Below are 22370 nucleotides of genomic sequence, written 5' to 3' on the forward strand. Positions count from 1 at the left end.
CAGCTCCGTTTTAGGGCCAGGCCTCATTGTGCTCAATCCGCAAGGGCGTCGACCGAAGTCCGCTTACGATCACGGCAGGCCCAGAAGCTGTCCGGCCGCAACCGACTAAGATATCGTCAGAGGCGGTCTATCGGCTGGCCGCTCCCTCGACGACGCGAATAAATGGCAGCGTGGAATCGACCGCGAACTCTTGAACCACTTCGGCGAGGATCGACGCCGCCAGCGTGGCGGGATCGCGCGTCGAAGGCACGAGCCCGATTGGTGATCTTATCGATCGAATAGCGTCGTGCGACACGCCCGATCCGGCGAGCATCTCGCGGCGCTTCTCGTGCGAATGCCGACTGCCGAGCGCCCCAATATAGAATTTAGGGAGCTGAAGCGCCCAAGGGATCAGCGCCTCTTCCCAGTCCCGATCATGAAAAAGAAATACAAATGCGGTCCATGGATCAGACGAAAGCCGGGGCTCGGCCGATCGAAATTCGAGAAGATCTGCCTTTATAGTTTTGGCACGCAGCGTGCGAATATCCCGCGGTGATGGCGAGTAAGCATCGATCCGGGCCCCGAAAGCGTGAGCTAGCTGCGCCGTAGCGGTCAGTTCTTCGCCTTGGCCGAACAGGGCCAGACGCAACCGCGGGGTATAGGTCACCACAAATGCGTCGTGCCGCCACCCGGTCGCGCCCTTTGCTTCGACGACGTGGACGGCATCGTCTTTGATTTCGAGCGACACCGGTTCGCGGCTGTCGAGCCGTGAAATGGCGTCGGCGATGGCTGCCGAATCGGGGTTCGGCGTGAAGAGAAGGTCGATGCCAGCGCCGCACGGCAAACGGATATCGATGTAGGGAGACCCTGCGCCAAAGCGCGCCAGCCGGGAACTCGCGCTGGCCAGAGCCGCCAAGGCTTCTTTCGCGATGGCAGCTTCGATGCAACCTCCCGACAACGATCCGATATACTCGCCGTCTGACGCGACCGCCATTTGGGCGCCAAGCGCGCGAGGCGATGTACCGGAAATGCCGACGAGGGTCACGAGTATGCGTCCGCGGCCATCCTGTGCGCAGGCGTCCAGAAATCTGAGGATATCCTCTGGCGAGCTTGCGAGGCTTGTCATTTTGGCCGACCATCGTTTGCCAGCGGCCAAGGGGTCGCGGATGGAGTCTTTTCGATGACCGATCCTGCCACCATCGCCGTGCTCCTGCTCGCAGCGGGGCAGTCCGAACGCTTCGGCAGCGACAAGCTGCTCGCGGTCCTGGATGGTGTGCCGGTGGCGCTCCACGCTGCAAACCGGCTAGCCGAACTGGGGGCAGGGTGGAAAATCGCGGTCTGCCGGGAGGGAAGCCCGCTGGCTGGAGAATTGGCCGCGCTAGGCTTCGATATCGTGACCAATCCTGATCCGGCTCGCGGTCTTTCGTCTTCGCTCGCGCTCGGAATCGGGCGAGCGGAAACACTCGGCGCAAAGGCCGCTATGATCGCATTGGGCGATATGCCGTTCGTCAGCCGCGGCCATTTTGACGCGCTACTCGCGGTTTTCGATCCAGCGACCAGGCCGATCGTGGCGTCGGACAGAGAAGGTGTGGCGATGCCGCCCGCGCTGTTCGCCAGGTCCTTTTTCGTCGATTTGCGCGCGGAAGAGGGCGACCACGGCGCGCGTGCGCTGATCCGGGGCGCTACACTCGTCGCTGCCGATCCGGACGAACTGGTCGACATCGATCGCCCCGAGGATATTCGATAGGGTTGGCCAATGTTCACGCGACGTCCGGAAGCTTGTCGAGCAATTTGTCGAGCGTGACGGGGTAATTGCGCACGCGGATACCGGTGGCGTGATAGACGGCGTTCGCGACGGCGGCGGCCACGCCGCAAATTCCGAGCTCGCCAACGCCTTTCGCCTTCATCGGTGAGGTCGTCGGATCGACCTCGTCGAGAAAGATCACCTCCTGCGACGGAATGTCGGCGTGCACGGGGACCTCATAGCCGGCAAGGTCGTGGTTGACGAAGAAGCCGAACCTTTTGTCGACCGCCAGCTCTTCCATCAGCGCGGCGCCTGCGCCCATCGTCATCGCGCCGATAACCTGGCTGCGCGCCGCCTTGGGGTTGAGGATGCGGCCCGCAGCGCAAACCGCAAGCATGCGACGGATGCGGATTTCGCCGGTCGCGGCATCGACCGCCGCCTCGACGAAATGGGCGCCGAAGGTCGATTGCTGAAACCTCTGGGCGAGGTCGCCATACTCCATCAGATCCTCGGCGACGATTTCGCCGCCACCCGCAGCCTTCGCGAGCGCGACACTTTTGCCGCCCAAACGAACCCTGCCCTTTTCGAAAACGGCGTCGGCAGGATCCAGCCCCAGCTTCTCGACGATCGCGGTGCGCAGCTGGGCGCAGGCGGCATAGACGCCCGCAGTCGAACTGTTTGCACCCCATTGGCCGCCCGAGCCCGCCGACACCGGAAAGAGCGAATCGCCGAGGCGTACCTCGACCTGCGTCAGCGGTACGCCGAGCATTTCGGCAGCGGTCTGAGCGATGATCGTGTAGCTGCCCGTGCCGATGTCGGTCATGTCCGTCTCGACGATGACGAGGCCATTGCGGTCGAGGCGTACGCGCGCAGCCGATTTCTCGTTGATATTGTTCCGGAACGCCGCGGCGACGCCCGTACCGACCAGCCAGCGGCCATCGCGGGCCAGGCCTGGCTTGGGATTTCGGTCCTTCCATCCGAACTTTTCGGCGCCGATGGAGAGGCACTCGTTCAGCCGTCGCTGCGAGAAGGGCCGCTCGGGCTTTTCGGGGTCGACCTGCGTATCGTTGAGGACACGGAACGCGACGGGGTCCATACCAAGCTTCTCGGCCATCTCGTCGATCGCAATCTCAAGCGCCATCAGCCCGGGCGCCTCGCCGGGCGCGCGCATCGCGTTGCCCTCGGGAAGGTCGAGGACCGCAAGACGCATTGCGGTCATGCGATTGGGCGCGGCATAAAGCAGCCGCGTCTGCCCGACCGCCGTCTCGGGCCCCCCGCCTTTGAGGTCCCCCGACCAGCTCTCGTGCCCGATGGCGGTCAGCTTGCCGTCGGTCGTCGCGCCGAGACGGATCCGTTGGATCGTTGCCGGGCGATGCGTCGTGTTGTTGATCATCAGCGGCCGCGGCAGGGCGACCTTGACCGGTCGCCCTGCCGCCTTCGCGCCGAGCGCCGCGAGGATCGCATCCGACCGGACGAACAATTTGCCGCCGAAACCGCCCCCGATATAAGGCGATACGAGCCGGACCTTGTCTTTTGCTATGCCGAGCGTCTTGGCAACATCGCCGGCCGACCAGGCGATCATCTGGTTCGAAGTCCAGAGCGTCAGCCTGTCGCCGTCCCAGCTCGCGATCGAAGCATGCGGCTCCATCATCGCGTGACTGTGGTCAGGCGTCGTATATCGGGCGTCGAGCTTGACCGGCGCGCTTGCAAAGGCCGCATCGAAATCGCCGAACCGGCTGTCGGGCTCGGTGCCGAAGACGGCAGGGGGTTTCACGGCGCCGTCCAACGAGGTGGCGAGATCGAAATTGCCCTTCGCACGCGTATATTGCACGCGGACGAGCGCAGCCGCCGCCCGCGCCTGCTCGAAGCTCTCCGCCACCACCAGTGCGATCGCCTGATGATAGTGCTGGATCTCGGGTCCCCCCAGCAGCTTTGCGGTGTTGAAGTCGCCTTTGCCCAGCATTTCTGCGCTGGCGGCGGTCACGACGGCCAGAACGCCCGGCGCTGCCTTTGCTTCTTTCAGATCGATCGAGTCGATCTTCCCCTTGGCGATCGCAGAGCCGACGACATAGCCATAGGCCTGGTTGGGAACAACATCGTGCCGCTCATAGGCATAGGGCGCTGTTCCGGTGGTTTTCAGTGGTCCGTCGATACGGTTGGTGGGCTTGCCGACAACTTTGAGCTGGTCGATCGGATTATTTGTTGCTGGCGTATCGAACTTCATCTCTCAACCCTTCGCTTGAGCCAGAACACTGGCGAGCGTGCGTTCGACCAGCGGCAGCTTATAGGCATTTTCGTGGGTCGTCTTCGCGCCTGCCAGAAGAGCGGCGGTCGCCGCCTTCGCGCCGCGGGGCAGTTCGGCATCGGCCGCTTTGATGCGCCACGGCTTGTATCCGACGCCGCCAATCGCGACGTGGCCGCGGCCGTCGCGCTGGACGACCGCTCCGACCGAAATCAGCGCGAACGCATACGAAGCGCGGTCGCGGACCTTGTGATAGATGTGCGTGCCGCCGACAGGCTTGGGCAGGGTCACCGCGGTAATCAGTTCGCCCGGCGCCAGCACCGTTTCCAGATGCGGCGTATTTGCCGGGGCGCGGTAAAAATCGGCAAGCGCGATACGGCGCGTCTTGCCCGCCGTATCGATGGTCTCGACGGCCGCGTCGAGTGCCTGCATCGCGACCGCCATGTCGCTGGGGTGTGTCGCGATACAGGCGTCGCTCGCGCCGACAATGGCGTGGATGCGGCTGAAGCCGCCGATCGCCGCGCAGCCGCTGCCGGGCTTGCGCTTGTTGCACGGCTGGTTGGTATCGTAGAAATAAGGGCAGCGCGTGCGCTGGAGCAAATTGCCCGCAGTCGTGGCCTTGTTGCGAAGCTGCCCCGAAGCGCCTGCAACAAGCGCGCGGGAGACGAGCCCATAGTCGCGCCGTATCTGCGCGTCGGCGGCGAGGTCGGTGTTGCGGACCATCGCGCCGATCCGGATTCCGCCGTCGCTCGTCGGCTCGATCCTGTCCAAACCGATCCGGCTGACGTCGATCAGGTGCCCGGGCGTCTCGATCTCCAGCTTCATCAGGTCCAGCAGGTTCGTCCCGCCGGCGATGAAGCGCGCGCCCGGCGTGCGAGCAAAAGCCGCGGTCGCCGCCGCCGGCGTATCGACGCGTTCGTAGGTGAAACTTTTCATGCTTTCACCCCCGCGACGTCGACGATGGCATCGACGATGTTGGAATAGGCGCCGCAGCGACAGATATTGCCGCTCATCCGTTCGCGCAGCTCTGGCCTTGTGACGCTTGGCGGGTCGGAGAGGTCGGCGGTGACATGGCTCGGGATGCCGGCCTTGATCTCTTCCAGAACCGCAACCGCCGAACAGATTTGGCCAGGGGTGCAGTAGCCGCATTGATAGCCGTCGTGCTCGACGAAGGCTTGCTGCATGGGGTGGAGATTGCCGGGCAGGCCCAGGCCCTCGATCGTCGTGATCTTGTCGCCGTCGTGCATCACCGCAAGCGACAGGCAGCTGTTGATCCGACGGCCGTCGACGATGACGGTGCAGGCGCCGCACTGCCCATGATCGCATCCCTTCTTCGTGCCGGTCAGCCGCAGATGCTCTCGAAGCGCATCGAGAAGCGTCGTGCGTGTATCAAGCTCAAGCTCATGGGCTGTGTTATTGACATGGAATGCGACGCGGGCGGTTGGCGGCCGGGAAGGCGCCTTTTCGACCGCTGCTCGGGCATCCGGCGATCCTGCGGCTGATACGGCGGCCACCGATACGGCGCCTCCGGCAAGCAGCCCGCGCCGCGAAATGGGAAATTCTTCCGGTATGGCCATCTCATGTCCCCGATCATCTTCGATGTCCGCGGACTGCAGTCCCGCGGAGCCTTAGCATTTCAATGCTGGGAGGAACGATGCGTTGCCGTTCCCGAACAATTTGATTGTTTTGGGAAGCTATCACAACGTGGACCATCGCCGCAATCGCCGATGAAACGTCGCGGCGGCCGTCTATGCCGCTAGCGGCCAACTGGTCCATTCGCACCGGCCGGGCAGTAACTTATGAGCCGCCTTGCCACTTGACGAGCGAGGAGCGGCGCTCATTCCAAAAGTATCGGGATGACGCGCCGTGCGACATATAATCCCATTGCACCGAAGACGGCCTGTCCCAGCCCATGGCGCTGTGCAGGCCATAATAGCGATCGGGAACCAGACCCGGCTCGCGGACGCCGCGGACATGCTGCGATACGACGGCGATCAGGACATGTCGCCTCAGGCGAAGCGCGCGCCGGTCAGCCGCTCGGATTCGGCCCAGAGCCTGCTCAGTGTTTCGGAATCTCGTGCCAGCACGGGGATTCGCGCCTCGGCGGGATAGCCGCGTATCTCACCGATCCCGTCGGGCCCATAATATCCGCCTGGCTTGGCGTCCCGGGCCGTCGCAGCGAACAGGGTGGGCAGCGCGCCTTGCCAGACAGGCTGGAACAGGAAGGCGAGCAGTTTGCGTGCGACGCCGGCGGCACCGGCGCCGCCGGGCGTGTTGAGCAGCAGATTGGTGCGCGACACCCCCGGATGCGCGGCAAAGCTGGCGATGCCCCAGCCGCCCGCCTCGCTGCGCTTTTGGAGTTCGAGGGCAAACATCAGGCAGGCGATCTTCGATTGGGCATAGGCTTTCATCGGCACATATGCTTCGCCGAAGTTGAGGTCGCCGAACTGGATGTCGCCCTGGCGCGCGGCGACGCTCGACAGCGTCACCACACGCGGGTCTTTGCCCCGCTTGAGCAGCGGCAGCAGCCCGGCGGTCAACAGGAAATGGCCGAGATAGTTGGTGCCGAGCTGAAGCTCGAAGCCTTCGACCGTCTCCATCCTTTTGGGCGGGTTCATCACCCCGGCGTTGTTGATCAGCCCGTCGAGGCTGTCGCGCTCGCTTGCAAACCTGTCGCAAAAGCGCCGCACCGAGGCCAGATCGGACAGATCGAGCATGGCAAAGCGGACAAGGGCGCCGGGCACGACGGCTTTGATCTGCGCGACGGCATCTGCGCCGCCGCTGGCGTTGCGCCCGGCGATGGTCACGTCGGCGCCCGCTTTCGCGAGGGCGAGGGCGTCCTGATATCCGAGCCCGCCAGTGCCGGTCACCACGAACGAACGTCCGGTTTGCGCCGGCATGTCGGCCGCCGTCCATTTCGTCATCTTCGATCCTTCCAATAAATTTGCACCCTGTGTAAGAATCCCGATATATCGATTCTGTAATTTCGCAAAGTGTAAAATTGCACTGGAGGCAATAATTTGGAAAAGGCCGGAGGGGAAGCCGTCCGTCAAGGTCTGCGGGAGCGCAAGCGGCGCGAGACGCACCTGCGGATACAGAACGCGGCGCGGGCGCTGTTCGTCGCGCGCGGGTATGCCAGAACGACACTCGAAGACATTGCCGATGCGGCCAATCTCTCGCGCCGCACGCTGTTTCATTATTTCAGGTCGAAGGACGACATCCTGATGTCGATGGCGGGCGGGATGGGGGAAGCCCTTGTCCAGGGTCTCGACGCCCAGCCGCCGGGTAAATCGCCGCTGGCGACCATGATGGAAGCCATGAAAGACATCGCTGAGGCGCAGCCGCATGAGGAGCTGCTGATCTTCGACAAGGTCATGCGATCGAGCGAGGCGGTTCTCGCCCGCAAACGCGCCAATTATATCCTTTCGGAGGAGGTGCTGTTCGAGGCCATGCAACGGCGCTGGCCCGAGCCTGCGATGCGCGAGGAATTGAGGCTAGCCGCGAATATGGTTGTCAGCGTCGTTCGCTTATCGCTCGAACAGTTCAACCGGGAGGAGGGGAAGAGATCGCTGGCCGATGTGATGAACGACGAATTCTCGCTCATGCGGGGAATGCTTCTTCATATAAGATAGAAAGCCGCCACTCGCTATTCCGACCAGTGTCCGCAGCCGGTCGCTTGCTGCCTCCAGTCCGGTTCACCCGAAATGTCCGCCTTTCAGATCGGCCGCTAGAGCGGCTTGACCAAAACTGGCCAAGAGAAGCAAGAAATGGCCCGCCGCATTTGCAGACGGGCCATAGCGGGATCAGAAGTCGGTGGAAATCGAGACCGCGCGCCATTTGGCGAGGATGGCGGCGTCCGACAGATGCTTGGCCTCGATCGCCGCGACGGTGTCGCTGCCGAGCGGCAGGCGGACGGGCGGATTTGGCGCTTCCACAAAGCCGATCAGCACATCGGCGAGTTTCGAGGGGTCGCCGGGCTGGTTGTGGCTGAGGCCCGCCGCGATGGTACGAACATTGCCCGCCGTGGCGTGATAATCCTCGATCTGCGTCGAGCTGACGGAGAGGGACGAGGAATCCAGAAAGTCGGTCCGGAAATAGCCAGGCTCAACCACCGTGACGTGAATCCCAAGCGGTTCGAGTTCGGCGTGCAGCGCTTCGCTCAGCCCCTCGACCGCGAATTTGGTCGAGGAATAGACGCCGAACCCTGCCGCACCGCGATACCCGCCGATCGACGAGATGTTCAGGATCCGGCCCGACCGGGCAGACCGCATGTGCGGAAGGATTGCGCGGGTGACGGTCAGCAGGCCGAACACATTGGTGCGGTAAACGGCCTCGATCTCCGCCGCGCTGGCCTCTTCGACCGCCCCCAACAGGCCGAAGCCCGCATTGTTGAGCAGGATATCAATGCGGCCGAACCGCGCGATTGCGGCGTCGGCGGCGGCGAGTGCCTGAGCTTCGTCCGACACGTCGAGCGCGACCGCCAAAAGGTTCGGATGTTCGCCGAACCGGTCGGTGATCGCTTGCGGATTGCGGGCCGTCGCGACGACGGCGTCGCCCCTGGCGAGCGCGCGTTCGGCGACAAGGGCGCCAAAGCCGCGCGATGCGCCGGTGATGAACCAGATTTTCATGATGCTGTTCCTTTTTGATGGGATGACTGGAAAGGGAGGGGGCGTCAGCGCGCGGGCCGTGCCCGCGAAGCGAAGGTCAGTTCCATGTCGCGCGCCAGGATCTCGGGGAACCGCTCCATCAGCGCCTTGGTGTAGGGCCGCTCGAAATGCGCATCGAGGTCGGCGCGCGAGCGCCAGTTTTCATAGAGGACCCAGATTCTCGGATCGTCATTGTCGCGGTGGACGAGATAATCGATCGAGCCAGCCTCTGCCGAAGTCGGCGCGACGAGCTTGCGCAGTTCCTCTCCGAGCAGATCCGCATATTGGGGCTTCGCCGTCAGTTTCGCGATCAACGTCAGCGCGCTGCCCGAACGGTCGGGCTCGGGATAAACGACCTCCCATGGCGCCGTTTTGTCCGTCGCCAGCTGCCAGAAACGGTGGGCAACATCCGCCGCTTCCTCCGATCCGGGGCTGACAAGGGTCGAAACGGTCACCGTCGCGATGCGAATGCCTTTGGCTGCGAGCGGGTCGACAAGAGCCTGCACGCCGTTTCGCAGCGCGGCTTTCCCGACCCCGAGGCTCGCGTAGCTCTCGTGCGGAGCGGTCGCGAGCCCGCCGCCGGTGACAAGGATCGTTCCGCCCCGCGTCTCGAACAGCGCCGCAGCAGCGCGGATCGCGTGAAGGCCGCCGGCGACATTGATGGCGAGATCGTCCGTGACCTCGGCGTCGGACATGCTGAACAGATCCTGCTGCCGTACGACCGCGGCATTGAAATGCACCGCGGAGAGGCCGCCGGCGATCCGATCCGCCTCGGCGATCATCGCACGCAGCGCCGCCGGATCGGTGGCGTCGACGACAAGCGCATGTGCGTCGATGCCCGTACTGGCGAGCTCGGAAACGAGCCCGTCGAGATTTTTCGGATTTCGTGCTGCAAGGATGACTCGCCAGCCCTGCGCCCGGAATTTTTGTGCGACGGCCTGACCGATGCCGGGCCCCGCGCCGATGATGAGAATCGATTGGGTCATCATATATTCCTTTCCGAATGAGGACGGCCGCCCAGCTCAGGCGAGCACCTCGGCCAGCTCGATGAGGTTGCCGAACGGATCGCTGAAGAAGGCGAGGCGGCGGCTGATCGCGGCGAGTTCGAAGGGTTCGGTCACGATGGTGACGCCGCGCGCGCGCAGGGTCTCGACGGTCTCGTCGACGCTCTTCACATTGAGGCAGAAATGATGATAGCCGCGATATTTGAGGCTATCGCCGAGATCGGTGTAGGGGCGCGTCTCGATCGGGGCGGGCTCGCCGCCGCCCAGGATTTCGATATAGAAATGATCGTCGGTCGGGGGCGCCATATAGGCGAGCTGCTCGTCGGCATAATCCCATTCGGCGACGACGCGAAAGTCCAGCTTCTCGGCGTACCAGCGCTTGGCGATCTCGAGGTCGGGGGTACGAACCGCGACATGATGTCCGCGCATGTCCGCGAACGGCGATGCGCTGTTGGGGGCGGGGGGAATGAAGTCGGCCATGATGTGTCTCCTTTGTAAGCGGGCGGCATCTCCGCGGCCCGGCAGGAGCTATTTGCGCCCTTTCCTTTTCGACGATTAGCGACATAGTGTGCAGATAACTCATGAATCAGGATCAGTAATGCGAAGCACAGACCTGTCCGAACTCGCCGCGTTCGACGCCGTCGCGCGGCATCGCAGTTTCCGCCGCGCGAGCGAGGAGCGCGGCGTCACCGCCTCGGCAGTCAGCCATGCGGTCAGCAGCCTCGAAGCGCGCACCGGCATCCGGCTGCTTAATCGAACCACGCGCAGCGTGTCGCTGACCGACGCCGGCGCCATGCTGTTCGCGCGCCTGTCGCCGGCCTTCGGCGAGATCGGCTCGGCGCTCGACGCGCTCAACCAGTTTCGCGAGACGCCGTTCGGCAAGGTGCGGATCAATGCGCCGAACTCGATCGCGCCGTTCGTGTTCGGGCCGGTCATGGGATCGCTCATCGCCGCGAATCCCAACCTTGAATTGGAGATCGTCGCGACCGACCGGCTGGTCGACATCGTCGACGAGGGTTTCGACGCCGGCATCCGTCTGGGGGAAAGTCTTCGCGACGGAATGACGGCGGTGCGGATCAAGCCGCGGCTACGCTTCGCGGTGGTCGGTTCGCCCGACTATTTTTCCGCACGCCCGGTTCCGAAGGCTCCAGCCGATCTCAAACATCATGTCTGCATCCGGAATATCTATCCCAGCGGCACAGCTTATCCGTGGGAGTTCGAACGCTTCGGCAAGACGATCGAGTTCGAACCGACCGGGCCGCTGTCGCTCGACGATCATGAACTGATGGTCGAGGCCGCCATGTCAGGCGTCGCGCTCGCCTATGTCTGGGAGGATCGGGCGAGGCCCCATGTCGAGCGGGGTGAGCTCATCGAATGCTTGGCGTCCTGGTGCGCGCCCGAAGACTGGCTCTATCTCTACTACCCGGCCCGCAAACATCTCTCAGCGGGCCTTCGAGCCGTCATCGAAGCGCTGCGCGTCTGATCTCTTCTAGCTGAAAGACCTGTTCATCCAGGATGGACCGATGCTCACTATTACGGATGGTTTGATTCGTGGCGGATATAATGTCGCGCCACCTACTCACGCCAATCCAGGCCCGACGATTACAATCCGCTTGTAACGCCGCAATATTGCCCACCCAAATTGGGGGCGCGAATGTGGAGACAATATACAGCAGAAGAAAATTTCTCTGCTTTGTCCATGGATTGTCTATGGAATTTTGGCTCCCCGGGTAGGATTCGAACCTACGACCGATCGATTAACAGTCGATTGCTCTACCGCTGAGCTACCGAGGAACAGTCCGCCGTGGCGGGCAAGGCGGCCCCTTTGCCGTCGCCCGAATGATTTTGCAAGACCTCAAACGATAAATTGTTCCATCGCGATGCGTTCGTCCAATCCTTGGTCGGGATCGAAGAGCAACGTCAGCGGCCGGCTGCGGTCGCTGGTGACGAGGACGGTTTTCACGTCGCGGATTTCGCGCTGGTCGGCGACCGCGCTGACCGGACGTTTTGCGGCTTCGCGGACGTTGAAGCGGATGCTCGTCGATTCGGGGACGAGCGCGCCGCGCCAGCGCCGCGGGCGGAAGGGGCTGATCGGGGTAAGCGCCAGCATCGCCGAATCGAGCGGCAGGATCGGTCCGTTGGCGCTGAGGTTGTAGGCGGTCGATCCGGCGGGGGTCGACACCAGCACGCCGTCGCAGGCGAGTTCCTCGAGCATCGTTCTTTCGTTGATCATCACCTCGAGCTTCGCGGCCTGGCGGGTTTCGCGGAGCAGCGAGATTTCGTTGATCGCAGGCAGGATGTGGCGCTCGCCGCTGATCGTCGTGATGTCGCCCGATAGCGGGTGGATCAGAAAGGGGCGCGCCGCCGCGATCCGGTCGAGCAGTCCCTCGACCCGGAACTCGTTCATCAGGAAGCCGATCGTGCCGCGGTTCATCCCGAACACGGGGAGGCTGCGCCGCTGATCGAGCAGCTGGTGCAGCATGTGCAGCAAAAAGCCGTCGCCGCCGAGGACGATCAGCATGTCGGCCTCGTTCAGATCGACGAAGTCGTAGAGCGGGCGAAGTTCGGCTTCGGCTTCTTCCGCCACGGGCGAATTCGACGCGACGAGCGCGATCCTGCGTTGCATTATGGTCCCCCCAAGAGCGGAGTGTCAGCCGCCCGTTGCACTCATATGACGCGCGACCGCCGGTGTGGACTTTCGTTCGATATGAAAGTCATGCGCGCGGGGTTTGCCAGCCAATGCGGCATCAATCAAGCCGTCGACATCGCCGCCTTCGCGCAGGCTCGCGCGCAGGTCGACATGATCGTCCTGGCCGAGGCACATGTAGATGCGTCCTTCGACGGTCAGGCGGATGCGGTTGCAGGTCGCGCAGAAATTGTCCGACAGCGGCGTGATCAGGCCCAGCGTCACCGGGCTGTCCTCGATTGCGAAATAGCGCGCCGGGCCGCCCGTTTTCTTGTCGATCGGCCAGATCGCGCGAGCCGCGCGCAAGGGTGCGATGAACTGGTGGAGCGGGATATAATGGTCGCTGCGATCGTCCGCGACTTCGCCGAGCGGCATCGTCTCGATCAATGTCAGGTCGCAGCCGTTCGCGGCGCACCAATCGAGCATCGGCATCAGCTGGTCCTCGTTGAGCCCGGCAAGCGCGACCATGTTGATCTTGACGGCAATCCCCGCTTTCCGCGCGGCGGCGATCCCCTGCAGCGCAACGTCGACGTCTCCGACGCGGGTGATGTGACGGAACGCGGCGGCGTCGAGCGTGTCGAGGCTGACGTTGATACGCCGTACGCCCGCCGCAGCGAGCATCGGGGCATGTTCGGCGAGCCGCATGCCGTTGGTGGTCAGTGTCAGCTCGTCCAAGCCTTGGCCGATCAGCGCGCCGAGCCGCATCGCCAATGTGTCGATGCCGCGCCGCACGAGCGGCTCGCCGCCGGTCAGGCGGATGCGCCGCACGCCGCGCGCGACGAACCGCTCGCCCAGATCGCCCATTTCCTCGATACTCAGTACCGCCGATTTCGGCAGAAACTGCATATCCTCGGCCATGCAATAGCGGCAGCGCAGGTCGCAACGATCGGTCACCGACAAGCGCAAATAGCTGATTCGGCGGCCGATACCGTCGATCAGGGGCGCAGGCGGAGGCGATATTGCGGCCATCGGCGCGATTGTGATGCAAAAGGCAAGGGCTTGGCAAGCAATCGCTGCTATGGCGGCGCTCATGAATCGGATGATTGACTCGGATGCGGCCAGCGTCCGGCAGATTGAATTGCTACAAAAACGGGCCGACGCGGACATCGGCGTGATCCTCGTGCAGGTGGATCAGCTCGCGCGGATCAACACCAGCGCCGGCCCCGAAACCGGCGATGCGCTGCTCGAAGAGGTTGCGCGGCGGCTCGAAAGCTTCGCGGGCGACGAGTTCGGCCAGGGATCGCTCGTCGAGCGGATCGGCGGGCCCCGATTCCTCATCGTCCCGGCTACGGCGCTCTCGCTCGGTGCGCTGCGGGTGCAGGAGCGTGCGCTGCACGTCGCGCTCGCCGAGCCGATGGTCGGTGACCCGAACGGGCGGCTGGCGATCCGCATCGGCGCCTCGTTGATTACGCGCGACGAAGATATCGCCGCGCAGCTGCGTATCGCGAGCGACCAGCTCGGCCGCCCGGCGTCGGCGCGCGACGGCGCGATGGTGCAGGCGGCGCTGTCGCACAACGAGGTCATCATCTATTACCAACCGCAATATGACGTCGCGACCGGCGAAATGACCGGGGTCGAGGCGTTGCTGCGCTGGCAGCATCCCGAACTGGGACTGCTCGGCGCCGGGCCGCTGGTGACCGCGGCGCGCGCGGCGCGGCTCGAACGCGAGCTGACCGAGCATGCACACCGGGTCGCGCTCGGCGAAATGGCGGGGTGGCCGCCGGCGCTTGCGAAGCTCCGCGTCTCGCTCAACATCACGGCTGCCGACCTCGGCGACCCCGAATTCGCCGACCGGTTCGCGATGATGGTCAAATGGGCGGGGGTCGACGCCGATCGTATCACGCTGGAGCTGACCGAGCAGGCGATGCTCAGCGATCCCGCGAGCGCCGCGGCGCAACTCGCGCAGTTACGCGCACTCGGCTGCGCGATCGCGATCGACGATTTCGGCACCGGCTATTCCAGCCTTTCGCTGCTCGCGCGGCTGCCGATCGATTATCTCAAGATCGACAGCGGCTTTACCCGCAGCCTCGACGGCAGCGACCGCGACCGCATCGTCGTGCGCGCGATCGTCGATCTGGCGCGTGCGCTGGGATTGCTCGTCGTCGCCGAGGGGATCGAGAAGGAACAGCAGCTTGGCCGCCTGAAGGAACTGGGCGTCGCGACCTGGCAAGGTTTCCTGAAATCGGGGCCGGTGCCGGCGGACCAACTCCCGGGTCTGCTGTCCGCTTAAGCGACCTGCCGCGCCAGTTTTCCAAGCCCCTTCGACAGTTGCAGCGCTCCGTTCAGGCGCGCCCCGGTGCTCGCCCAGTCACCGCTGATCGACAATTTGTTGTCGGGGCGGATGCGCGCGCGGCCCTTCAGTCGCTCGACATAGGCGATCAGGCCGGGCACGTTCGCAAAGGCGTCGCCGTGGAAGCTGACGAGCGCACCCTTGGTGCCGACGTCGAGTTTGGCGATGCCCGCGGTCTTGGCGTTCGCCTTGATTTCCATGAGCTGGATCAGGTTCGCGGTTTCGGGCGGCAGCGGACCGAAGCGGTCGATCATTTCGGCCGCGAAGGCGTCGAGGGCGGGGCGGTCGTCGGCCTCGTTCAAGCGGCGATAGAGCGCCATGCGCAGCGGCAGGTCGGGCACATAATCCTCGGGGATCAGGATCGGGGCATCGACGGTGATGACCGGCGACAGGGCCTCGCGCGGCGGCGCGGCGCCCATGCCCTCGGCCTTGGCCGCCAGAATGGCTTCCTCCAGCATCGACTGGTAAAGTTCGAAGCCGACCTCGCGAATGTGCCCCGACTGCTCGTCGCCGACGAGATTGCCCGCGCCGCGAATGTCGAGGTCGTGGCTCGCCAGTTGGAACCCCGCGCCGAGCGTGTCGAGATCGCCAAGCAGCTTGAGCCGCTTCTCGGCGGTGTCGGTGATCGCGCCGCCCTCGGGCGTCGTCAGATAGGCATAGGCGCGGGTCTTGGCGCGGCCGACGCGACCGCGGAGCTGATAGAGCTGCGCAAGGCCGAAGCGGTCGGCGCGGTGGATGATCAACGTGTTGGCGCTCGGGATGTCGAGCCCGCTTTCGACGATCGTCGTCGATAGCAGGACATCATATTTGCGGTCGTAGAAGGCGCTCATGCGGTCCTCGACCTCGGTCGGGGTCATCTGGCCGTGCGCGACGACATATTTGATTTCGGGCACGCGGTTCCGCAGGAATTCCTCGATATCGGGCAAATCCTTGATCCGCGGGACGACGAAGAAGCTCTGGCCGCCGCGATCATGTTCGCGCAGCAGCGCCTCGCGCATCACGACCGGATCCCACGGTGCGACATAGGTGCGCACGGCGAGGCGGTCGACCGGCGGCGTCTGGATGACGCTGAGTTCGCGGAGCCCCGACATCGCCATCTGCAGCGTGCGCGGGATCGGGGTCGCGGTGAGGGTCAGGACATGGACGTCGGCCTTGAGCTGCTTCAGCCTTTCCTTGTGGACGACGCCGAAACGCTGCTCCTCATCGACGATGACGAGGCCCAGGTGTTTGAACTCGACCGACTTCGCGATGACCGCATGGGTGCCGATCACGATGTCAATCTGGCCACTGGCCAGACCGTCGCGGGTTTTCTGGGCTTCGTTTGCGGGGACGAGCCGCGAGAGGCGGCCGATATTGACCGGGAAGCCTTTGAAGCGCTCGACGAAGTTGGTGTAGTGCTGGCGCGCGAGCAGGGTCGTCGGCACGACCACCGCGACCTGCACCCCCGCCATTGCCGCGACGAAGGCGGCGCGGAGCGCGACCTCGGTCTTGCCGAAACCGACGTCGCCGCAGACGAGCCGATCCATCGGGCGGCCCGAGGCGAGGTCTTCGAGCACTTCGCCGATCGCGCGGTCCTGATCGTCGGTTTCCTGATAGGGGAAGCGGTCGGCGAAGGCGGGGTAGGCGGCGTCCTGCGCGAGCACCTCGCCCGGACGAAGCGCGCGCTGCGCCGCGGTCGCGAGCAGTTCGCCCGCGATCTCGCGGATGCGCTCCTTCATCCGCGCCTTGCGGCGCTGCCAGGCTTCGCCGCCGAGCCTGTCGAGCGCGACGCCCTCGCTCTCGCCGCCGTAGCGCGAGAGGACGTCGAGATTCTCGACGGGCACGTAGAGCTTGTCGCCGCCCGCGTAGGTGAGTGCGACGCAATCGTGCGGGCTGCTGCCGACGGGGATCTGGGTCAGCCCCTCGTAGCGGCCGATGCCGTGGTCGAGGTGAACGACGAGATCGCCGACGCTGAGCGTCGCGAGTTCGGCGAGAAACGCATCGGCGCTCTTGCGGCGCTTGCTGCGGCGGACGAGGCGTTCGCCGAGGATATCCTGCTCGGTGAGCAGGCTGATCGCGTCGCTGGCGAAGCCATGGTCGAGGGGAAGGACGACCATTGCGGTCGCGCCGCCGCTCTCCGACGAGGCGGTGCCGAGCGCGTCCTGCCAGCTGTCGGCGGGGGCGAGCGAGGTGACGCCATGATCGCGGAGCAGCCCCGACAGACGCTCGCGCGCGCCGCCCGAATAGCTGGCGATGATCGTCCTGCGCCCCTTGCGGCGCTCGTCCGACAGATGGTCGGCGACCTTGTCATAGACGTTGAGGTCGGCGGTGCGCTCGGGCGTGAAGTCGCGCGCGGCGAAGCTTTCGAGGTCGATCACCGACGCCGACGGCGGGACGTCGAAGGGCGAGACGACATGGACCGGACGGGTGCGTTCGGCGTCGGCCCATTCGTCGCGGGTCAGATACAGCGTCTCGGGCGCGAGCGGGCGATAGCTGCCCGCCTGCTCGCGCTCGGCGGCGACGCGGTTCGCGTGATAGTCGGTGATCGCGTCGAAGCGCGTTTCGGCGGTCGCGTCGGTGCGGTGACCGCGCAGCACCGGGGTCGCGGGGTCGATATGGTCGAAGAGCGTCGCCAGCCGTTCCTCGAACAACGGCAGCCAGTGATCCATGCCCGCTTGCCGCCGCCCTTCGCTGACCGCCTGATAGAGCGGGTCGCCGGTCGCCTGCGCGCCGAAGATTTCGCGGTAACTTGAGCGGAAGCGCTTGATCGTGCTCTCATCGAGCAATGTTTCGGCAGCGGGAAGCAGTTGCAGCGCCTTGGCGGGTCCGAGGCTGCGCTGGTCGGCGGGGTCGAAGCGGCGGATGCTCTCGATCTCGTCGCCGAAGAAATCGACACGCAAGCCCGTCTCTTCGCCTGCTGGAAAGAGGTCGAGAATACCGCCGCGCACCGCGAACTCGCCCTGATCGGCGACGGTATCGACACGGCTGAAACCATTGGAGACGAGCAGTTCGGCGAGCGCATCGCGGTCGATGCGCTGCCCGGCCGCGAGCGTCGTCGCGAGCTGGCGGATGCGGAACGGCGTGAGCGTGCGCTGGGTGATCGCGGCGACGGTGGTCAGGATCAGCTCGCCACGCTTCGGCGGCGCCTGCAAGGCCGAGAGTGTCGCGAGGCGGTCGGCGCTGATGCGCATCGACGGGCCGGCGCGATCATAGGGCAGACAGTCCCACGCGGGAAATCGGTGGACGGAAAGGTCGGGTGCAAAGAAGGGCGCGGCATCGGCGACCGCCTGCATCGCCGCATCGTCGGTCGCGACATAGACGAGCCGCGTGTCGCTGGCGCGTGCGAGGTCGGCGAGCAGCAGCGGCAGAAAGCCGTCGGCCGCCCGCGCCAGCGTCAGCGGCGCCGGTGCCGACGCGATGGCGGCGAAAATGTCGGCGGCGGGGCGGGTCATGGCAGGGGAATATAGTCCAGTCGGCGCATGGCGGCGATCAGCGGCGGATTGTTCAGATGCTCCGGAGGCTCGCCGGTGCCAAGCGCCCAGCTCATGATATCGACATCGTCCTCTTCGACGACCGCCTCGTACCAGCGGATTTCCTCTTCGCCCCATTCGGCCGAATAGCGATCGAGAAAGCCGCCGATCATATAATCGGCCTCGCGCGTGCCGCGGTGCCAGGCGCGAAATCTCAGGCGTTTGAGGCGTTCTTGCATGGCGGGCCTTCAGTCAGCAGCATCGAATTTGAAACAGGTATCGCCTCTTCTCACCGTTCGCCCTGAGCTTGTCGAAGGGCCGTTCTTTCTTTGCGCCGCCGAAAAATAAGGACGGTGCTTCGACAAGCTCAGCACGAACGGAAAGAGAGGTAAGGCTTCCTTCGCTCGACACGAACGGAAAGACGAGGCTAGACACGCCCTAGCGATGCGACCCGAGATACTCAATCCGCTCTTTGCCGCGCTGACCGACCTGAAAGGCGTCGGGCCGCAGCTTGCCAAGCCGCTGACGCGGCTGGGGCTGGAGCGCGTGGTCGATGTGCTGTTCCACCTGCCGACGGGGCTGATCTCGCGTTTTCCGGTCGACCGGCTCGATCAGGCGCTTCCCGGTCAGACGATAATCGTCGAGCTCACCGCGCAGGATTACCGCCCGGGCCGGTCTCCACGCGCGCCATTCGGGGTCGAGGCGTTCGACAGCGCGGGCGACCATGTGCGGCTCGTTTATTTCGGGCGGACGTCGGGACTGGCGAGGAAGCTCTTCCCGCTTGGCGAGAAGCGCAGGGTGTCGGGGCGTCTCGATCTCTATGGCGAAATGCGCCAGATCGTGCACCCCGACCACGTCGCCGAGCCCGACGACGAGGCGGGCATCGCCGAGCACGAACCCGTCTATCCGCTGACCGAGGGGCTGACCAACGCGCGGCTGTCGCAGCTCGCGGCGGTGGCGCTCGAACGGCGGCCCGAGCTTGCCGAATGGGTCGACGCGCCGCTGCTGGCGAACCGAAACTGGCCAGCGTGGCGCGAAGCGATCGAGCGCGCGCACGCAAGCCCGCGCGACGAGGCGGCGCGCGACCGGCTGGCCTATGACGAGATTTTCGCGAGCCAGGTCGCGCTGATGCTGATCCGGCAGGGGCTGCGCAACCGCAAGGGGCGCGCGATCGTCGGCGACGGCCGCTTGACCGACGCGTTGCAACTGCCCTTCGGGCTGACCGGCGCACAGGAGCGCGTCGGGCGCGAGATCGCGGGCGACATGGCGCAGGACACGCCGATGCTGCGAATGCTGCAGGGCGACGTCGGATCGGGCAAGACGCTCGTCGCGCTGCGCGCGATGCTGGCGGCGGTCGAGGCGGGGACGCAGGCGGCGCTGCTCGCCCCGACCGAAATCCTCGCACGCCAGCACCATGCGACCTTGCAGCGGATGCTCGGCGGGCTGCCGGTGAACCTCGCAATCCTGACCGGGCGCGACAAGGGCAGGGTGCGCGAATCGACGCTGATGGGGCTTGCCGACGGCAGCATCGACATTCTCGTCGGGACGCACGCGATCTTCCAGCAGGCGGTGACGTACAGGGATCTGGCGCTCGTCGTCGTTGACGAACAACATCGCTTCGGCGTCGCGCAGCGGCTGATGCTGACCCAAAAGGCCATGCGGCCGCCGCACCTGCTGGTGATGACCGCCACCCCGATCCCGCGGACGCTGCAGCTCGCCAACCATGGCGAGATGGACGTGTCGCAGATCGACGAGATGCCGCCGGGACGCACCCCCGTCGATACGCGCGTCATTTCGCTCGACCGGCTGGAGGATGTCATCGACGGCCTCGACCGGCATCTGGCGACGGGGGCGCAGGCTTATTGGGTGTGTCCGCTCGTCGCCGAGAGCGAGGGAAGCGAGCTGGCCGCGGCCGAGGATCGCGCCGCGCTGCTGCGTGCGCGGCTGGGCGATGCGCGCGTCGGGCTCGTCCACGGGCGGATGAAGGGGGCGGAGAAGGATGACGTCATGGCGCGCTTTCAGGCGGGCGAGATCGGCGTCCTCGTGGCGACGACGGTGATCGAGGTCGGGGTCGATGTGCCCGCCGCCAGCCTGATGATCGTCGAGCATGCCGAGAATTTCGGGCTGGCGCAGCTTCATCAGCTGCGCGGCCGGGTCGGGCGCGGCGCGGCGAAGTCGGTGTGCCTGCTGCTCCGCTCGCAGAACCTGTCGGAAACCGCGCGCGAACGGCTGGCGTTGATGCGCGACACGAACGACGGCTTTGTGATCGCGGAGAAGGATCTGGAGCTGCGTGGTGGCGGCGAGCTGCTGGGGCTCAAACAGTCGGGCGACGCCGACTATCGCGTCGCGACGCCCGAGCAACTGGTGCGGCTGTTGCCGGTGGCGCACGACGACGCGCGGCTGTTCGTCGAGCGCGACGGCGGTGTCGAGGGCGCGCGCGGTGAGGCGGTGCGCCTCTGCCTTTATCTGTTCGAGCGCGACGCGGCGGTGCCGTTGCTGCGGAGCGGGTGATGGGGCTATACTAACCCCGTTCGTGCTGAGCTTGTCGAAGCACCGTCCTTTTCTCTTTCGGCGCAGAAAGAACGGCCCTTCGACAAGCTCAGGGCGAACGGAATTTTTGGAAGTCTGGCTTTAGGTGACGTCGCCCCGGGCGCGCATTTCTAGTTGACGTCGCCTCGGGCGCCCATGGCGCGGATCATCGGCAGATAATCCTCGGCCGTGATCGACTTTTCGAACTGAACACCCGTCTTGCCGCCGAGCGACCAGACCACTTTTGCGGCGGTGCGGCCGATGATCGGCATGCGGAACACGACGAGGTCGCCGATCTCCAAGCCGCGCTCGTACCGCATCAGCATACCGTCGGCGCTGATGTTGACGCAGGTGCACATTTCCTGCCGCCCGTCGGGCAGCACGAAGGGCAGTCGGCAATAGACGTCGCTACGCGGCGCTATTCGCTGGTCGAGGCCGACATAATGGGCCTTGCTGGTATCGATCTTACGCATACGTCCCGGACCTTTGTGGTTTGGCGAAGAGCATCGGCATGAATGCTGAAGAAACCGTAAAGGGCTTTCCCGGTTCAACGCGTCACGAGCCCGTGTTTCTTCGATCCCAGGCTCACCGGGACGTCGCCCGTGTCAGGCCGGATCAGGTGCTGCGGATCGCGGACGACGACCCCGTCGACCTTGACCGCGCCCTCGTCGAGTTTGCGCCGCGCCTCCTTGTTCGACGCCGCAAAGCCGAGTTCGCGCAGCGCGTCGACGATGGTGATGCCATCGGCGCTGGCCGACACTTGGGGCAGGTCGCCACCAACCTGGCCCTTTTCAAAGGTTTGCGTCGCGGTTTCGGCGGCGGACTTCGCGGCTTCGGCGCCGCGGCACATCGCGGTCGCTTCGTTCGCGAGGATCTTTTTCGCCTCGTTGATCTCGGCCCCTTCGAGCGCTTCCAGCCGCGCGATCTCGTCCAGCGGCAGATCGGTGAACAGCTTCAGGAATCGACCCACGTCGCGGTCGTCGCAATTGCGCCAATATTGCCAGTAGTCGAAATGGGGCAGCTGTCCCATATTGAGCCACACGGCACCCGAAGCAGTTTTGCCCATTTTCGTGCCCGCGGCCGTCGTGAGCAGCGGAGTCGTCAGGCCATAGAGTTCCGCGCCGTCCATGCGACGTCCAAGCTCCATGCCGTTGACGATATTGCCCCACTGGTCCGACCCGCCCATCTGGAGCCGCACGCCGCGCTCCTTCGACAGGTGACGGAAGTCGTAGCCCTGCAGGATCATGTAGTTGAATTCGAGGAAGGTCATCGGCTGTTCGCGCTCGAGCCGCAGCCTGACCGAATCGAAGGTCATCATGCGGTTGATCGTGAAATGCGTGCCGACTTCCTGCAGCAGTTCAATGTAACCGAGCTTGCCGAGCCAGTCCTGATTGTCGACCATCACCGCGTCGGTCGGGCCGTCGCCGAAGGTCAGGAACTGCTGGAAGATGCTGAAGATCGAGGCGATGTTCGCGGCGATCGTCTCGTCCGACAGCATCTTGCGGCTCTCGTCGCGCCCGGTGGGATCGCCGATCCGCGTCGTCCCGCCGCCCATCAGCACGACGGGCTTGTGCCCTGTCTGTTGCAGGCGGCGCAGCATCATGATTTGGACGAGGCTGCCGACGTGCAGGCTGGGCGCGGTCGCGTCGAAGCCGATATATCCCGGGACGATCTGTTTCGCGGCCAGAGCATCGAGCCCTTCCGCGTCGGTCATCTGATGGATATAGCCTCGCTCGTCGAGCAGGCGCAGCAAGTCGGATTTGTAGTTCGTCATAGCGGGCGCGGTTAGCATGGGGTTTGC

Annotated in this window: 19 protein-coding genes and 1 tRNA gene; 5 read left to right on the forward strand and 15 right to left on the reverse strand. The window is 64.9% G+C overall.

All coding sequences use genetic code 11. The annotated features are described in order from the left end of the window. Positions 1–127: 127 nt before the first annotated feature. Positions 128–1105 (reverse strand): XdhC family protein, encoded by a 978-nt coding sequence (locus ATE67_RS11825; protein WP_082660337.1) that lies wholly within the window; start codon positions 1103–1105, stop codon positions 128–130. Between the two features lie 54 nt (positions 1106–1159). On the opposite strand from ATE67_RS11825, the gene ATE67_RS11830 reads away from it, so the two are divergent. Beyond that, positions 1160–1726, forward strand: a complete 567-nt coding sequence (locus ATE67_RS11830) for a nucleotidyltransferase family protein (protein WP_058816878.1) — start codon at positions 1160–1162, stop codon at positions 1724–1726. A 13-nt stretch (positions 1727–1739) separates the two neighbouring features. On the opposite strand, the gene paoC is transcribed toward ATE67_RS11830, so the two are convergent. The 4 genes from paoC to ATE67_RS11850 form a co-directional block, all read right to left on the reverse strand. After that, positions 1740–3947, reverse strand: coding sequence for an aldehyde oxidoreductase molybdenum-binding subunit PaoC (paoC, locus tag ATE67_RS11835; protein WP_058816879.1), 2208 nt, complete (start codon positions 3945–3947; stop codon positions 1740–1742). Between the two features lie 3 nt (positions 3948–3950). After that, positions 3951–4901, reverse strand: a complete 951-nt coding sequence (locus tag ATE67_RS11840) for an FAD binding domain-containing protein (RefSeq protein WP_058816880.1) — start codon at positions 4899–4901, stop codon at positions 3951–3953. Continuing rightward, positions 4898–5542, reverse strand: a complete 645-nt coding sequence (gene paoA / locus ATE67_RS11845) for an aldehyde dehydrogenase iron-sulfur subunit PaoA (protein WP_058816881.1) — start codon at positions 5540–5542, stop codon at positions 4898–4900. The genes ATE67_RS11840 and paoA overlap by 4 nt, the downstream gene beginning before the upstream one ends. 432 nt (positions 5543–5974) lie before the next feature. Next, the gene (locus ATE67_RS11850; protein WP_058817082.1) at positions 5975–6889 is read right to left on the reverse strand and encodes an SDR family oxidoreductase; all 915 of its coding nucleotides are present in this window, start codon (positions 6887–6889) and stop codon (positions 5975–5977) included. 96 nt (positions 6890–6985) lie between these two features. Here ATE67_RS11850 and ATE67_RS11855 point away from each other — a divergent pair, with 96 nt between their 5' ends. Further along, entirely contained in the window at positions 6986–7597 is a 612-nt protein-coding gene (locus tag ATE67_RS11855; RefSeq protein WP_058816882.1) for a TetR/AcrR family transcriptional regulator, read from the forward strand. 171 nt (positions 7598–7768) lie between these two features. On the opposite strand, the gene ATE67_RS11860 is transcribed toward ATE67_RS11855, so the two are convergent. Genes ATE67_RS11860 through ATE67_RS11870 form a run of 3 tightly spaced genes read right to left on the reverse strand, consistent with a single transcriptional unit; the run spans position 7769 to position 10095 of the window. Further along, positions 7769–8593, reverse strand: coding sequence for an SDR family NAD(P)-dependent oxidoreductase (locus tag ATE67_RS11860; RefSeq protein WP_058816883.1), 825 nt, complete (start codon positions 8591–8593; stop codon positions 7769–7771). Between the two features lie 44 nt (positions 8594–8637). Continuing rightward, positions 8638–9597, reverse strand: coding sequence for an SDR family NAD(P)-dependent oxidoreductase (locus tag ATE67_RS11865; protein ID WP_197411941.1), 960 nt, complete (start codon positions 9595–9597; stop codon positions 8638–8640). Between the two features lie 36 nt (positions 9598–9633). Beyond that, entirely contained in the window at positions 9634–10095 is a 462-nt protein-coding gene (locus tag ATE67_RS11870) for a VOC family protein (RefSeq protein ID WP_058816884.1), read from the reverse strand. A gap of 118 nt (positions 10096–10213) precedes the next feature. On the opposite strand from ATE67_RS11870, the gene ATE67_RS11875 reads away from it, so the two are divergent. Next, positions 10214–11098, forward strand: a complete 885-nt coding sequence (locus ATE67_RS11875) for a LysR family transcriptional regulator (protein WP_058816885.1) — start codon at positions 10214–10216, stop codon at positions 11096–11098. Between the two features lie 236 nt (positions 11099–11334). On the opposite strand, the gene ATE67_RS11880 is transcribed toward ATE67_RS11875, so the two are convergent. The 3 genes from ATE67_RS11880 to moaA form a co-directional block, all read right to left on the reverse strand. Continuing rightward, positions 11335–11409, reverse strand: a tRNA-Asn gene (locus ATE67_RS11880). 61 nt (positions 11410–11470) lie between these two features. Then, on the reverse strand, positions 11471–12241 hold the full coding sequence (locus ATE67_RS11885; protein ID WP_058816886.1) for an NAD kinase: 771 nt from the start codon (positions 12239–12241) through the stop codon (positions 11471–11473). 24 nt (positions 12242–12265) lie between these two features. Beyond that, positions 12266–13270 (reverse strand): GTP 3',8-cyclase MoaA, encoded by a 1005-nt coding sequence (gene moaA / locus ATE67_RS11890; RefSeq protein ID WP_058816887.1) that lies wholly within the window; start codon positions 13268–13270, stop codon positions 12266–12268. A 70-nt stretch (positions 13271–13340) separates the two neighbouring features. Here moaA and ATE67_RS11895 point away from each other — a divergent pair, with 70 nt between their 5' ends. Beyond that, the gene (locus ATE67_RS11895; RefSeq protein ID WP_231728140.1) at positions 13341–14531 is read left to right on the forward strand and encodes a GGDEF domain-containing phosphodiesterase; all 1191 of its coding nucleotides are present in this window, start codon (positions 13341–13343) and stop codon (positions 14529–14531) included. On the opposite strand, the gene mfd is transcribed toward ATE67_RS11895, so the two are convergent. Beyond that, on the reverse strand, positions 14528–18022 hold the full coding sequence (gene mfd / locus ATE67_RS11900) for a transcription-repair coupling factor (RefSeq protein ID WP_058816888.1): 3495 nt from the start codon (positions 18020–18022) through the stop codon (positions 14528–14530). The genes ATE67_RS11895 and mfd overlap by 4 nt on opposite strands. Continuing rightward, positions 18019–18279, reverse strand: a complete 261-nt coding sequence (locus tag ATE67_RS11905) for a succinate dehydrogenase assembly factor 2 (protein ID WP_058816889.1) — start codon at positions 18277–18279, stop codon at positions 18019–18021. Before ATE67_RS11905 ends, mfd begins: the two co-directional genes overlap by 4 nt. Before the next feature lie 205 nt (positions 18280–18484). Here ATE67_RS11905 and recG point away from each other — a divergent pair, with 205 nt between their 5' ends. Then, positions 18485–20551: an ATP-dependent DNA helicase RecG gene (gene recG, locus ATE67_RS11910; RefSeq protein WP_058816890.1), complete on the forward strand. Its 2067-nt coding sequence runs from the start codon at positions 18485–18487 to the stop codon at positions 20549–20551. A 149-nt stretch (positions 20552–20700) separates the two neighbouring features. Here the strand turns inward: recG and ATE67_RS11915 are convergent, their stop codons facing one another. Continuing rightward, the gene (locus tag ATE67_RS11915; RefSeq protein WP_058816891.1) at positions 20701–21042 is read right to left on the reverse strand and encodes a PilZ domain-containing protein; all 342 of its coding nucleotides are present in this window, start codon (positions 21040–21042) and stop codon (positions 20701–20703) included. Between the two features lie 74 nt (positions 21043–21116). Beyond that, positions 21117–22343, reverse strand: a complete 1227-nt coding sequence (tyrS, locus tag ATE67_RS11920; RefSeq protein ID WP_058816892.1) for a tyrosine--tRNA ligase — start codon at positions 22341–22343, stop codon at positions 21117–21119. Positions 22344–22370: the final 27 nt, after the last annotated feature.

Source organism: Sphingopyxis sp. H050, assembly GCF_001468265.1.
GTDB lineage: Bacteria > Pseudomonadota > Alphaproteobacteria > Sphingomonadales > Sphingomonadaceae > Sphingopyxis.

Coding starts and splice junctions, on each gene's coding strand:
- ATE67_RS11825 (WP_082660337.1), bottom strand. CDS start 1,105: ATGACAAGCCTCGCAAGCTCGCCAGAGGATATCCTCAGATTTCTGGAC.
- ATE67_RS11830 (WP_058816878.1), top strand. CDS start 1,160: ATGACCGATCCTGCCACCATCGCCGTGCTCCTGCTCGCAGCGGGGCAG.
- paoC (WP_058816879.1), bottom strand. CDS start 3,947: ATGAAGTTCGATACGCCAGCAACAAATAATCCGATCGACCAGCTCAAA.
- ATE67_RS11840 (WP_058816880.1), bottom strand. CDS start 4,901: ATGAAAAGTTTCACCTACGAACGCGTCGATACGCCGGCGGCGGCGACC.
- paoA (WP_058816881.1), bottom strand. CDS start 5,542: ATGGCCATACCGGAAGAATTTCCCATTTCGCGGCGCGGGCTGCTTGCC.
- ATE67_RS11850 (WP_058817082.1), bottom strand. CDS start 6,889: ATGACGAAATGGACGGCGGCCGACATGCCGGCGCAAACCGGACGTTCG.
- ATE67_RS11860 (WP_058816883.1), bottom strand. CDS start 8,593: ATGAAAATCTGGTTCATCACCGGCGCATCGCGCGGCTTTGGCGCCCTT.
- ATE67_RS11865 (WP_197411941.1), bottom strand. CDS start 9,597: ATGACCCAATCGATTCTCATCATCGGCGCGGGGCCCGGCATCGGTCAG.
- ATE67_RS11870 (WP_058816884.1), bottom strand. CDS start 10,095: ATGGCCGACTTCATTCCCCCCGCCCCCAACAGCGCATCGCCGTTCGCG.
- ATE67_RS11875 (WP_058816885.1), top strand. CDS start 10,214: ATGCGAAGCACAGACCTGTCCGAACTCGCCGCGTTCGACGCCGTCGCG.
- ATE67_RS11885 (WP_058816886.1), bottom strand. CDS start 12,241: ATGCAACGCAGGATCGCGCTCGTCGCGTCGAATTCGCCCGTGGCGGAA.
- moaA (WP_058816887.1), bottom strand. CDS start 13,270: ATGGCCGCAATATCGCCTCCGCCTGCGCCCCTGATCGACGGTATCGGC.
- ATE67_RS11895 (WP_231728140.1), top strand. CDS start 13,341: ATGATTGACTCGGATGCGGCCAGCGTCCGGCAGATTGAATTGCTACAA.
- mfd (WP_058816888.1), bottom strand. CDS start 18,022: ATGACCCGCCCCGCCGCCGACATTTTCGCCGCCATCGCGTCGGCACCG.
- ATE67_RS11905 (WP_058816889.1), bottom strand. CDS start 18,279: ATGCAAGAACGCCTCAAACGCCTGAGATTTCGCGCCTGGCACCGCGGC.
- recG (WP_058816890.1), top strand. CDS start 18,485: ATGCGACCCGAGATACTCAATCCGCTCTTTGCCGCGCTGACCGACCTG.
- ATE67_RS11915 (WP_058816891.1), bottom strand. CDS start 21,042: ATGCGTAAGATCGATACCAGCAAGGCCCATTATGTCGGCCTCGACCAG.
- tyrS (WP_058816892.1), bottom strand. CDS start 22,343: ATGACGAACTACAAATCCGACTTGCTGCGCCTGCTCGACGAGCGAGGC.